Source organism: Glutamicibacter sp. NPDC087661 (assembly GCF_044743275.1).
Lineage (GTDB): Bacteria > Actinomycetota > Actinomycetes > Actinomycetales > Micrococcaceae > Glutamicibacter.
The window spans coordinates 218,816-231,256 of record NZ_JBIUWE010000007.1 but is presented as its reverse complement, the minus strand read 5'-3'; the positions used below and the strand labels follow the sequence as shown (position 1 = coordinate 231,256).

The 12,441-nt window shown below is 61.4% G+C and carries 13 protein-coding genes; 10 read left to right on the top strand and 3 right to left on the bottom strand.

Annotation, left to right across the window (positions count from 1 at the left end; all coding sequences use genetic code 11):
* Nucleotides 1-483: 483 nt before the first annotated feature.
* Nucleotides 484-1,710 carry a hypothetical protein gene (locus ACIOTN_RS17620; RefSeq protein WP_402735833.1) on the bottom strand — a complete coding sequence of 409 codons (1,227 nt, stop codon included), beginning with the start codon at nt 1,708-1,710 and terminating at the stop codon, nt 484-486.
* Nucleotides 1,711-1,791: 81 nt separating this feature from the next.
* Between ACIOTN_RS17620 and ACIOTN_RS17615 the strand changes: the two genes are divergently transcribed.
* The 10 genes from ACIOTN_RS17615 to ACIOTN_RS17570 all read left to right on the top strand — a co-directional run bounded on the left by ACIOTN_RS17615 (nt 1,792) and on the right by ACIOTN_RS17570 (nt 11,629).
* Nucleotides 1,792-2,658: a hypothetical protein gene (locus ACIOTN_RS17615; protein ID WP_105659023.1), complete on the top strand. Its 867-nt coding sequence runs from the start codon at nt 1,792-1,794 to the stop codon at nt 2,656-2,658.
* A 48-nt stretch (nt 2,659-2,706) separates the two neighbouring features.
* Complete coding sequence (locus tag ACIOTN_RS17610; protein ID WP_105659024.1) at nt 2,707-3,714, top strand: HAD-IIA family hydrolase; 1,008 nt, start codon at nt 2,707-2,709, stop codon at nt 3,712-3,714.
* Between the two features lie 2 nt (nt 3,715-3,716).
* On the top strand, nt 3,717-3,890 hold the full coding sequence (locus ACIOTN_RS17605; protein ID WP_166650819.1) for a hypothetical protein: 174 nt from the start codon (nt 3,717-3,719) through the stop codon (nt 3,888-3,890).
* Nucleotides 3,887-4,675, top strand: coding sequence for a TlyA family RNA methyltransferase (locus tag ACIOTN_RS17600; protein WP_105659025.1), 789 nt, complete (start codon nt 3,887-3,889; stop codon nt 4,673-4,675). The genes ACIOTN_RS17605 and ACIOTN_RS17600 overlap by 4 nt, the downstream gene beginning before the upstream one ends.
* 74 nt (nt 4,676-4,749) lie before the next feature.
* A complete protein-coding gene (locus tag ACIOTN_RS17595; RefSeq protein ID WP_105659026.1) occupies nt 4,750-5,775 on the top strand; it encodes an NAD kinase in 1,026 nt (341 codons plus the stop codon).
* A gap of 117 nt (nt 5,776-5,892) precedes the next feature.
* Nucleotides 5,893-7,647: a DNA repair protein RecN gene (gene recN, locus ACIOTN_RS17590; RefSeq protein WP_105659027.1), complete on the top strand. Its 1,755-nt coding sequence runs from the start codon at nt 5,893-5,895 to the stop codon at nt 7,645-7,647.
* Nucleotides 7,648-7,754: 107 nt separating this feature from the next.
* The gene (locus ACIOTN_RS17585; RefSeq protein ID WP_105659028.1) at nt 7,755-9,434 is read left to right on the top strand and encodes a CTP synthase; all 1,680 of its coding nucleotides are present in this window, start codon (nt 7,755-7,757) and stop codon (nt 9,432-9,434) included.
* A gap of 124 nt (nt 9,435-9,558) precedes the next feature.
* Entirely contained in the window at nt 9,559-10,203 is a 645-nt protein-coding gene (locus ACIOTN_RS17580) for an NUDIX hydrolase (protein WP_105659029.1), read from the top strand.
* Nucleotides 10,200-11,123, top strand: coding sequence for a site-specific tyrosine recombinase XerD (gene xerD, locus ACIOTN_RS17575; RefSeq protein WP_105659030.1), 924 nt, complete (start codon nt 10,200-10,202; stop codon nt 11,121-11,123). Before ACIOTN_RS17580 ends, xerD begins: the two co-directional genes overlap by 4 nt.
* Nucleotides 11,123-11,629 carry an 8-oxo-dGTP diphosphatase gene (locus ACIOTN_RS17570; RefSeq protein ID WP_402735832.1) on the top strand — a complete coding sequence of 169 codons (507 nt, stop codon included), beginning with the start codon at nt 11,123-11,125 and terminating at the stop codon, nt 11,627-11,629. The genes xerD and ACIOTN_RS17570 overlap by 1 nt, the downstream gene beginning before the upstream one ends.
* Before the next feature lie 14 nt (nt 11,630-11,643).
* Here ACIOTN_RS17570 and ACIOTN_RS17565 read toward each other — a convergent pair whose 3' ends face one another.
* The gene (locus ACIOTN_RS17565) at nt 11,644-11,856 is read right to left on the bottom strand and encodes a helix-turn-helix transcriptional regulator (protein ID WP_105659032.1); all 213 of its coding nucleotides are present in this window, start codon (nt 11,854-11,856) and stop codon (nt 11,644-11,646) included.
* A complete protein-coding gene (locus tag ACIOTN_RS17560; protein WP_105662543.1) occupies nt 11,856-12,353 on the bottom strand; it encodes a DUF2975 domain-containing protein in 498 nt (165 codons plus the stop codon). Before ACIOTN_RS17560 ends, ACIOTN_RS17565 begins: the two co-directional genes overlap by 1 nt.
* Between the last annotated feature and the right edge of the window lie 88 nt (nt 12,354-12,441).

The following is a 12,441-nucleotide window of genomic DNA, read 5'->3' as shown; positions in this document are numbered from 1 at the left end:
TGAGGGTGTGGGAGAGTAGGTCACCGCCGGACTTAACTTGAGTAGATGGTTTGAGGCCCTGGTACCGTTTGGTGCCGGGGCCTCACCTGTTTAACCCGTCCCCTGGTAATCGACTTGCTACAGCCTATGGGTTCAGTTTCATGCTAGGCCCTTTTTGTCGTTAACCCCTTTTAGAAGAGTTGAATCTATCAAGGGGCTTCGATCGGCTACGCATGCGTCGATGGCTGGGGGGACAACCTTAGGGCCGCCACTGAGTGTCTTGCCACATTGGACCCGTTTCCCTATGGTATGACTCGTGCCTCCCGTAGACTTGAATTTAGATGTACATGCCTCGAGGGCATGCTGAATAGTTAATAGTGAAGTGATTTGCAAAGGCAAACACGAAGGTTGCGGTATTGAGATAGCCGCTGAAGGGGACATTAGATGTCTAACGAATTCCGCCGTAACTCCGACAACGGACGAGGCGACTTCCGGAACTCAGATTCAAACCGCAACAACTCCCGCGATGGCTTCAAGCGTCGCGACGACCGTAGTGATTTCAAGCGCACCGACGATAACCGTGGTGGCTTCCGCGGTGACCGTAATGCTGACCGCGGCGGTGACTTCAAGCGCGACGACAACCGTGGTGGTGGCTTCAAGCGTGATGACAACCGTGGTGGTGGCTTCAAGCGTGACGATAACCGCGGTGGCGGTTTCCGCAATGATGACCGTGGTGGTTTCCGCGGCGAGCGTCGCGATGACAACCGTGGCGGTGGCTTCCGCAATGATGACCGTGGTGGTTTCCGTGGCGAGCGTCGCGATGACAACCGCGGTGGCGGCTTCAAGCGTGATGACAACCGTGGCGGTGGCTTCAAGCGTGATGACAACCGCGGTGGCGGTTTCCGCAATGATGACCGTGGTGGCTTCAAGCGTGATGACAACCGCGGTGGCGGTTTCAAGGGTGATGACAACCGCGGTGGCGGCTTCAAGCGTGATGACAACCGTGGCGGTGGCTTCAAGCGTGATGACAACCGTGGCGGTGGCTTCAAGCGTGATGACAACCGCGGTGGCGGTTTCCGCAATGATGACCGTGGCGGCTTCAAGCGTGATGACAACCGCGGCGGTGGCTTCAAGCGTGATGACAACCGTGGCGGCTTCAAGCGTGATGACAACCGCGGTGGCGGTTTCCGCAATGATGACCGTGGCGGCTTCAAGCGTGATGACAACCGCGGTGGCGGTTTCCGCAATGACGATCGTGGCGGCTTCAAGCGTGATGACAACCGCGGTGGCGGTTTCCGCAATGACGATCGTGGCGGCTTCAAGCGTGATGACAACCGCGGTGGCGGCTTCAAGCGTGATGACAACCGCGGTGGCGGCTTCAAGCGTGATGACAACCGCGGTGGCGGTTTCCGCAATGATGACCGTGGCGGCTTCAAGCGTGATGACAACCGTGGTGGCGGTTTCCGCAATGAAGACCGTGGTGGTTTCCGCGGCGAGCGTCGCGATGACAACCGTGGCGGTGGCTTCAAGCGTGATGACAACCGTGGTGGCGGTTTCCGCAATGACGATCGTGGCGGCTTCAAGCGTGACGATAACCGTGGCGGTGGCTTCAAGCGTGATGACAACCGCGATGGTGGCTTCAAGCGTGCCGACGACCGTCGCTCGAAGGGTGAGTACCCAGCACGTGAAGACCGCTTTGCTGATAAGCGCGGTGACGCACCGCGCGCACATAATCCTGGCGATCTTCGCATCTCGAACCGTGCCGATCGTGAACAGTCCCCAGATATCGATGAGGATGTTACCGGTAAGGAGTTGGACCGCGTAGCACGCGCCCAGCTGCGTTACCTCGAAGAGCGCTCGGCAAGCTGGGTCGCAAAGCACCTGGTGATGGCTGGCCGCCTGCTGGAAGACGACCCAGAGCTGGCATACGAGCACACCCTGGCAGCATCGCGCCGCGGCGGCCGTGTCGCGGTGGTTCGCGAGGCCGTTGGCATCGCTGCCTACCACGCTGGCAAGTACGCCGATGCACTGCGCGAACTGCGTACCCACCGTCGTATTTCCGGTTCGGACTACAACCTGCCATTGATCGCTGACTCGCTGCGTGGCCTGGGCCGCCCAGAGAAGGCAATCGAGCTCGCCCAGTCCGAGGAATGCGCCAATCTGGAAAGCGCCGTCAAGGTTGAAATGCAGATGGTTGCTGCCGGTTCGTATGGTGACTTGGGCAAGCTGGATAAGGCACTGGCTGAGCTGGAGTCGCTGGAACAGCTGAACTTCAACCGTGCCTTCTCCTTCAGCCCACGTTTGTTCACTGCCTACGCTGATCTGCTGTCGGCTGCCGGCCGTGCAGAAGACGCGAAGCGCTGGAACGCTCAGGTCGAGGTTGCAGAAAGCGCCCTGGGCATCGAGCGTGAAACCGAATCCTTCATCATGGACCTGGCTCCGGAGATGGATGAGGAAGAGGAAACCCCACGCGCCAAGGATCTGATCGAGCCTTCGGAAGCTGAAGAAGCAGATGCCGACGCCGAGGCTGAAGAAGCAGATGCAGAAGCCGAGGCCGAAGAAGCAGAAGAGGCAGAAGCCGAGCAGACCGGCATCGACGAGGAAGATGACCTGAACGAAGTCATCGAATCCGACACGGAAGCTGGCGAAGCTGACGTGGAAGAAGAATCGGCGAAGTAAGCTTTGGCGTAGTAGCCAAATACCTCAAGTAGTAGGAACCACCACCGAATGCTGATTTCCGGATTTGATTCCGTCCTCTCCGACTTGGACGGCGTCGTCTATGCTGGCCCGAACGCCATTGACGACGCCGTGGAGTCGCTGAACACCCTCGCGGAAGTGAATGTCACCTTGGCGTTCATTACCAACAATGCTGGGCGTTCGCCGATGTCCGTCGCGGCCCACCTGCGCCAGCTGGGCGTGAAAACCAGCGCTGAGCAGGTTTTCGGTTCTGCCGACGCCGGTGCGGAGATGCTGGCCCGCGAATTGAATCCGGGATCCAAGGTTTTGGTGGTGGGTTCCCCCTACCTGCGCGAATGCATTGCCGTGCGCGGGTTGGAAGTCGTCGAATCCCATAAGGAAGAACCCGTAGCGGTGATCCAGGGGTTCGACCCGGACATCTCGTGGAAGAACCTGGCCGAGGCCAGCTACGCGATCAATCACGGTGCCCAATGGGTTGCCACCAACACCGACCTGACGATTCCGCGCGCCGAGGGCCTGGCCCCGGGCAACGGATCGCTGGTCAATGCGGTGAAACTGGCCACGAGCGTGGAACCACGCGTGGCGGGCAAACCCGAATCCTACCTGTTCGCTCGGGCCGCGGACCGACTGGATTCCCAGCGCCCGCTGGTCGTCGGCGACCGCCTGGATACCGACATCCTTGGCGGCTTCCGTGCCGGGTTCTCCACCGCGCTGGTGCTGACCGGTGTGGACACGCCGCGCACAGCACTGGGCGCGCCGGTCGAGCAGCGCCCCAACTACCTCATCAATTCGATGGCTGATCTGTACCGGCCGTATCCGACCATCAAGGTACTGGGCTACGGCGTGCAGGTCGGCGACGCGGTTGCCAAGGTCGATAACGGCGCGATCGAAGTCTCGGGCAGCGACCAGGACCTGAATGCCTGGCGCGCCGCCTGCCATGCCTGGTGGCTGGCCCATCCGCGCCAGTCGGGGCACGAAGAACCGGAAATCCGGTTTACCGAACGCGGGCTCGATGCCCTGCGCAAGATCCGGGGCTAAGCATGCAGCCGCAGAATCCTCTTCCGAGCCCTGGCCCTCGCGGGCTGGATGATGCAGCAGTGGAGCAGGCGCTGTCTTCCCTGGCCGACCATGACATTACCGAGCATGCCGGAATCTATGAGCAACTGCTCGTCGGCCTGCAGCAAGAACTGAATCGTACGGAGCACGGCGCGTGAATCGCCTGGATCAAGAACTTGTCACCCGTGGGCTGGCGCGCTCGCGCACCGAAGCAGCCAAGCTGATCGATGCCCAGCGGGTGCTGCTGAACGGGCAGGCCGCCACCAAGGCCGCCAAGAAGGTTTCCGCCACCGATGAGCTGGCGCTGGTGCCCAGCGAAGGCGAAGAATACGTCTCCCGTGCCGGGCATAAGCTCGCCGGAGCCCTAGATGCTTTTACGACTATTGACCCCGCTGGCCTGCACTGCCTGGACGCCGGTGCCTCGACCGGCGGCTTCACCGACGTGCTGTTGCGCCGCGGTGCGAAATCTGTGGTCGCAGCCGATGTAGGCCATGGCCAGCTGGTCGACGAGCTGCGCGAAGACCCCCGCGTCACGGTCCACGAAGGACTGAACGTCCGCTATCTGGCCCCCGAAGATATTGGGGGACCAGTCGACCTCGTAGTAGCCGACTTGTCCTTTATTTCGCTGCGCCTGGTGATCGACGCCTTGGCCGGGGCCGCCAAGGACGGCGGCTTCCTGCTGCTGATGGTCAAGCCGCAGTTCGAGGTCGGGCGCGAACACCTGAACCGCACCGGCGTGGTCACCGATCCCGCCCTGCGCCGCAGCTCCGTTGAAGCGGTGGTCGCCAGCGCGCAAGCCGCGGGACTGCACCTGCGCGGGCTGGCACGCAGCCCGCTGCCGGGACAGGACGGCAATGTCGAATTCTTCCTTTGGCTTGCCGCAGGAGAGGATCCACAGCCTGCCGATGTTCCACGCATCGGGCAGGATGTTGACTATTCTTAGTAGTGACGTGTTTTAGCCGTGGTCGATAACCACGGTCATTTTGCACCTCGCGATGCTGAGAGGGGCCGACCGCCTTGCGCCGAATCCTGATTTTCACCCATACCGGACGCCAAGAAGCGATCACCGCGGCCATAGAAACCTGCGCCCTGCTCAACGCCGCCGGAGCTATCCCGGTGATGCGCGGCAAGGACCAGCTGGCGATGACCGAAGCGATCGGCGCGGCTGTGCCTTCGGTGCAGGTGCTCGGCGAGGATTGCCAGATCGAGGACGTCGACATGGGCGTGGTGCTCGGTGGCGATGGCTCCGTGTTGCGTGCCGCGGAATTGGTGCGGGAATCCCCGATGCCGCTGGTGGGGGTAAACCTCGGGCATGTGGGTTTCCTCGCCGAAGCTGAACGCAGCGAACTGGCCTCCACCGTGGAAGCACTGGTCAATGAGACCTACACCGTGGAAGAACGCATGACCATGGAGGTCAAGGTGTGGCTGGACAACGTCTGCCTCGCCGAGACCTGGGCCTTGAACGAGGCCGCGGTGGAAAAGGCCAACCGCGAACGCATGGTCGAGGTCGTGATCGAGGTCGACGGCCGGCCGATCTCCACCTTCGGTTGCGATGGTGTCGTGATGGCCACGCCTACCGGTTCCACCGCGTACTCCTTCTCCGCCGGCGGCCCGGTGGTCTGGCCGGACGTGGCGGCGCTGATCATGGTGCCGATCTCCGCTCACGCACTGTTCGCCAAGCCCCTGGTCATTTCCCCGGATTCGATCATGGCCGTCGAAATGCTGACCCGCACCGATGCCGGGGCCGTGCTCTGGTGCGATGGACGGCGCACCATCGAGCTGCCGCCGGGAGCCCGTGTGGAAGTAACGCGCAGCGACCGCCCGGTGTACATGGCGCGATTGAACACGACGCCGTTTTCCGAGCGCCTGGTCAACAAGTTCGAGCTGCCCATTACCGGTTGGCGCGGACCAGCGAAGGAAGAGGCGCGCCGTCCGGCCACTACGGCACTGCCGGTGATCGGACCAGGCCTGCAAAGCGTCGATCCGCATTACCGCGATGAACCGGGCATTCCCATGGTGGGACGCCCCGAGGACCAGGACTGAATAGCGGCCTCGAAGAAAAACTTTCCACACGCTCGAACATAGTTACGAAAAATAGGGTTAGAACACATATACTAAAAGCGCACGGTACGACTTGAACTCGACATTCGGGAGCAGGCATTGATTCAGGAAATCCAGATATCCAACCTTGGGGTGATCACCGAGGCCACGCTTCCGCTTGGTCCGGGACTCACGGTAGTCACCGGTGAAACCGGCGCTGGCAAGACCATGGTGATCACCGCCTTGTCCCTGCTGCTCGGGCGCCGGGCCGATGCCGGTGCGGTGCGCAACGGCGCCAAGCACGCCCTTGCTGAAGCCGTGGTGCACTTGCCGCCAGATCACCACGTGCTCGATGCCGCAGGCCAGGCAGGCGCATTCATCGAACCAGCGGGGGAGAACAGTGAACTGCTGCTTTCCCGCTCGCTCTCGGCCCAAGGCCGTTCACGCGCCACCATCGGCGGACGCAGCGCCCCTGTCGGCCTGCTAGCCGAACTGGGGCACGATCTGGTGGCCGTCCATGGCCAATCGGACCAGATTCGCCTGAAAGAGCCGGTGGCGCAACGCGATGCCCTGGACCGCTTTGCAGGTAGCTCGCTGTCGCGCACGCTAAGCAACTACCAGCGAGCCTACCGCCAGTGGCGATCGGCTTCCAAGGAGCTGGCGGGGCTCAAAACCGAATCGCGCAACCGTGTTCGCGAAGCAGAAAACTTGCGCCTGGCGCTGGACGAGATCGATTCCCTGGATCCGCAGCCGGGCGAGGACGAAGCCTTGCGCGAGCAATCCATGAAGCTGGGCAATGTCGAGTCCCTGCGCACCGCCGGGCGGCAGGCGCAAGCCGTCATCGACTCCGAGGATTTCGAGAACCCGGGCGTTACCACCTTGGCGGAGACCGCCCGCGGCGTGCTGGCCCAGGCCAGTGACGATGATACTGCGCTGGCCGCCTTCGCGGAGCGGGCAGCGGAACTGGGCATTCTCGCCTCGGAACTCTCCAGTGATCTTGCCGCCTACGTTGCCGACCTCGATGAGGAAGGTCCGGAGCGCTTGGCGCAGATTGAAGCCCGCCGTGCCGATTTGAGCAAGCTCATGCGCAAGTACGCACCGAGCATTGATCAGGTGCTCGCCTGGGCTGCCGAATCCCGTACCCGTCTGGAAGAACTCGGTGGGGATGACTCGCGCATCGAGGAGCTGGAGACAGAAGTCGTTGAATTGGAGCACAAGGTGGCCTCGCTGGCCTCGGACCTCTCCGACGCGCGCCGCAAGGCTGCCAAGAAACTCTCCGCGCAGGTTTCAGCCGAGCTCAAGGCCCTGGCGATGCCGGATGCCAAGCTCGTCATCGAGGTGAAGGAACTGGAAGAACCAGGTGCCTTCGGCCAGGACGCGATTTCCATGCTGCTGGCCCCGCATGCCGGAGCCTCGCCGCGACCGCTGGGCAAGGGTGCCAGCGGCGGCGAGCTCTCCCGCGTCATGCTGGCCATTGAAGTCGTCCTAGCGGCGGTCGACCCGGTGCCGACCTTCGTCTTTGACGAGGTGGACCAGGGCGTGGGTGGCAAAGCGGCGGTGGCCATTGGAGAGCGCCTGGCGATGCTGGCAAAGCATGTGCAGGTCATCGTCGTGACCCACCTGCCCCAGGTGGCCGCCTATGCGGATCGGCACATTCGTGTGATCAAGAATTCAGATGCCAAGTCGAAGGCGGGAGCTGGCTACACTGCCAGCGATGTCATCAGCCTGGATCAGGAAGCCCGCGTCAAGGAACTTGCGCGCATGCTCGCCGGCCAAGAGGAATCCGGCACGGCGCAGGCGCATGCTGAGGAGTTGCTTGAAGAAGCGCAGAACCTAGTGTCATCGCTCACTTCCAAGAGAATGGCGAAAGCCTAAAAGTCTTGGTGAGCCCCTGAATTACGGCAATGCTAGGGCATTGGCCGGAGGTGCACTAGAGTCTTATGAGGATGCGAAATATTGGAATGGTGATAGGATGAAATCCCGTGGTGCAGCGTAATTCAACTCGTGATTCCCGGTCGTCTGAAACGACAAAGCATATCTTCGTCACCGGCGGTGTGGCCTCTTCCCTGGGTAAGGGATTGACGGCATCCAGCCTTGGACATCTACTTCGAGCTCGTGGTCTCTCAGTGACCATGCAGAAGCTCGACCCGTACCTGAACGTCGATCCAGGTACTATGAACCCCTTCCAGCACGGTGAAGTCTTCGTTACTGACGATGGCGCAGAAACCGATCTGGATATCGGACACTATGAGCGTTTCCTGGATGAGAACCTTCCGGGTACCGCCAACGTGACCACCGGACAGGTCTACTCGACCGTTCTGGAACGCGAACGTCGCGGTGAATACCTCGGCGATACCGTTCAGGTCATCCCTCACATCACCGATGAGATCAAGCGTCGTATGCGCTTGGCAGCAACCGAACCAGGGGCCGGCAAGTCGGCACCTGACGTGATCATCACGGAAATCGGTGGCACCGTCGGCGATATCGAATCCCAGCCATTCCTCGAAGCAGCACGCCAGGTCCGCCAGGACATCGGCCGCAAGAACGCATTCTTCGTACACGTTTCCCTGGTTCCATTCATCGGCCCAAGCCATGAACTGAAGACCAAGCCTACCCAGCACTCCGTTGCCGCTTTGCGTTCGATCGGTATCCAGCCAGATTCGCTGGTAATCCGCTCGGACCGTCCAATCCCGGCAGAAATGCGCGCCAAGCTCGGCCGTACCTGCGATGTGGACACCGAAGCAGTGATCAACTGCGCCGATGCTCCAAGCATCTACGACATCCCAAAGGTCATCCACTCCCAGGGCCTGGACGCTTACATCGTCCAGACCTTGGAGATGAAGTTCCGCGACGTCGACTGGGCTTCGTGGGATCGCTTGCTCGAAGTCGTGCACAACCCCGCAACCGAGTTGACCGTAGCTTTGGTGGGCAAGTACATCGATCTGCCCGACGCCTACCTGTCGGTCACCGAAGCTCTGCGTGCCGGCGGGTTCGCAAACAACGCCAAGGTCAACATCCGCTGGGTACCAGCAGATGACTGCGCTACCGAAGCAGGGGCCGCCAAGGCGCTTGAGGGTGCAGAGGCAATCTGCGTCCCCGGTGGCTTCGGCATCCGCGGTCTGGAAGGCAAGCTGGGCGCGCTGCGCTTCGCTCGCGAAAACAAGCTGCCAACCCTGGGCCTGTGCCTGGGACTGCAGTCGATGGTCATCGAATACGCCCGCAACATGGCTGGCCTCACCGATGCATCGTCCACCGAATTCGATCCTGAAACCTCGACCCCGGTCATCGCGACCATGGAAGAGCAGCTGGACATCGTTGAAGGCAAGGGCGACCTGGGCGGCACCATGCGTTTGGGCCTGTACGACGCAAAGCTGCTTGAGGGATCGGTTCTGGCTGAGACCTACGGCAAGACCGAGGTTGCGGAGCGCCATCGCCACCGCTACGAGGTCAACAACTCGTACCGCGCGCAGCTCGAAGAGGCTGGCCTGGTCTTCGCTGGCACCTCGCCAGATGGAAACCTGGTCGAGTTCGTTGAACTGCCAAGGGAAGTACACCCGTACTACGTTTCAACGCAGGCTCACCCTGAGCTCTCCAGCCGCCCGACTCGCCCGCACCCGCTGTTTGCAGGTCTGGTCGAGGCAGCTCTGGGGCTGCGCAAGTAAGTAAGTAATACAGCTTGCCGGAGGTAAAACTCTGAAGGCACTGCGCGCCGGTCGTTACTGACCGGCGCGTAGCTGTTTAAGCTGGAGAATACCGACCAGCTTTTTCTACCGAAGGACGATCCTCGTGCCGCTGCATCCGATAGCCGATGAATTCTCACCACGTGAATTGCTGAACCGTGAAACCGTGTACGAGGGACGGATCTGGGACGTCATCCATGACACGGTGAAGCTCTCCGAATCCGGGGCGACCATTGAACGCGATTACATCAACCACCCCGGTGCTGTATGCGTTCTGGTCATGGATGCTGAAGAACGCATCTTGATGGTCAACCAGTACCGCCACCCGGTAGGCATGCGGCTGTGGGAAATCCCTGCCGGGCTGCTCGATGTGGCTGGAGAACCACCTTTGGAAGCTGCCAAGCGCGAATTATGGGAAGAAGCGGATCGTACCGCCGAGCACTGGTCGATCCTCACCGATGTTTTCTTGAGCCCGGGCTCCTCGGCCGAGGCAGTGCGAGTCTACCTCGCGCGCGATGCGAAACTGGTTGCCGCCGATCAGCGCCATGAGCGTACCGAGGAGGAAGCTGAAATGATCAGCACCTGGGTGCCGCTGGAGGAAGCCGTCGCAGCCGTGCTGGCAGGCAAGATCCATAATCCCACCGCGACAATCGCGATCCTTGCCGCTCATGCAGCCCGTACCAGCAAGTACTTGGACCTGCGCGATGCGAACGAGCCATTCGATGTGCACCCATACCTGCGCGAAGGATGAGCGGCCACTTCGAGACCCCGCTCAAGCGCTACCTGCAGCATCTGGCGATCGAGCGCGGGCTGGCCGAGAATACACTGGCTTCCTACCGGAGGGATCTGCTTCGCTACGTTGAAGCGCTGCAGGCAGCCGGCGTAGCACAACCGCAGCAGATTACCGAGCTGGCCATCAGCGGCTACCTTCAGGATCTATCCCGCGGGGACCAAGAGCATAAGCCGTTGAGCGCCCGCTCCGTCGCTCGCCATTCGGTAGCCATCCGCCAACTGCACAAGTACTGGGAGCTCGAAGGGATTTGCGCGCCTAACCCAGCCCGCGAGATCCAGCCTCCGGCTATCGGGCAATCCCTGCCCAAAGCGATCTCCATCGACCTTGTTACCAGGATCCTCGAATCGGTGAGCATCGAAACACCTGCCGGGCTGAGGGATCGCGCGATTCTGGAATTCTTGTACTCCACCGGTGCGCGCATTTCCGAAGTCGTTGACCTGGACGTCGATGACCTGCACTTTGCCGACGATGCGGTGGTGCGCTTGTTCGGCAAGGGATCCAAGGAGCGGGTCGTTCCGGTGGGCGGTTATGCCCAGCGTGCGGTGAGCGATTATCTGGTGCGTTCCCGTCCCGGGCTAGCCGCCAAGGGCAAGGGAACTCCAGCGTTGTTCCTGAACCAGCGCGGGGGACGGCTTTCCCGCCAATCGGTGTGGCTGTTGCTTTCGAAGGCCGCTGAGCGCGCCGGGGTTTCCACCGAGGTTTCTCCGCATACGCTGCGCCATTCCTTCGCCACTCATTTGCTGGAGGGCGGCGCGGATGTGCGGGTGGTCCAGGAGCTGCTGGGACATGCATCGGTCACCACCACGCAGATCTACACCAAGGTCACCGTGGATTCGCTGCGTGAGGCCTACCAGTTGGCCCACCCGAGGGTGAACTAGTGGTCGCCGGCCACCAGGTGCGTTCTGCCAAGCAGGTAGCCCTCGTGGCGCTGCTGCAGGAGCGCGAAGGACGGCTGCACGTGTTGCTCGGACGCAAGCGTCGCGGATTCGGCAAGGGCAATATCGTGTTGCCCGGCGGCAAGATCGAGCAGGGAGAGAGCGCGCGGCAAGCGGCCGTCCGGGAATTCTCCGAGGAAACCGGACTGCTTCTCGCTCCGGAGGATCTGGAGCCTGCGGCGCAGGTCATTTTCCGGTTCCCCGCCCAGCCGGCAGCCGACATGGAATGCGCCACCTTCATTGCCTGGAAGGCATCGGGCCAGCTGCACATCACCGAGGAGCTCGAGCCGCTGTGGGCCGATCCGGCGGCCTTGCCCTTGGGGCAGATGTGGCAGGATTCCCCGTTGTGGCTGCCGCAACTCGTAGCCGGCGGGAAATTTACCGTCGAGATCGTGCTGGCGCAGGACAACACCTCGGTGCAGAGCATCAGCTTCGAGAACTGGGACTAGCCAGCGAGCTGCATCTAGTCCTGTTCGGTTTCGAAGATCAAGAGGTCGCCGGGCTGGCATTCCAATTCCCGGCAGAGGGCTTCAAGGGTGCTGAAACGTACGGCCTTGGCGCGCCCGTTCTTGAGCACCGCGAGGTTGGCCGGGGTAATGCCGATGCGTTCGGCCAACTCGCCGACGGCCATTTTGCGGCGGGCCAGCATCACGTCTATATCTACGCGGATTCCCATTAGATCACGCCGCCCAGTTCGGTACGGAGCGCATCGGCTTGGGCTTCGGTCATCGCCGCTTGTGCGAGCAACTGCCGCAGTACGAGCACGATGATGCTGATGCCGATCATCAGCACTCCGGCTCCACCAACAAGAAGCACGACTCCGGGTGCAATTTCCGTGCTGGCGGCGAAGATCGCTCCGAGGGCAAAAGTGGATAGGGCGCCGATCGTGAAGGCAATGATGATCGGCGTTACATAGCCCAGGGAAGCGGGATCGAAAACGGTGCCGCGTTTAACTCTCGTGGCTAGTTTCCACACGCTGTAGACGCAGGTTTCAATGATGAGCCCGGCGAGAAGCAAGTAGCCGAGGAAGGAGGCTTGAAAGAACTTGTCGGTGCCGTTGCTCGGCGACTCGTGGATCAAGATCATCGGGATCATGAACAGCTGCACAAAAAGAGTGCCGGCCAGGATCACGGCCAGAACTACCTTCAAACCGATAATGCTGAATTTTCCCATGGCAATAGACCTTATCGTTCTTCGGAATGTATCTATCGTTAAACGATAGGCCCATTGGCCTGGGACTGCAACTTCGGGCAACGACGGC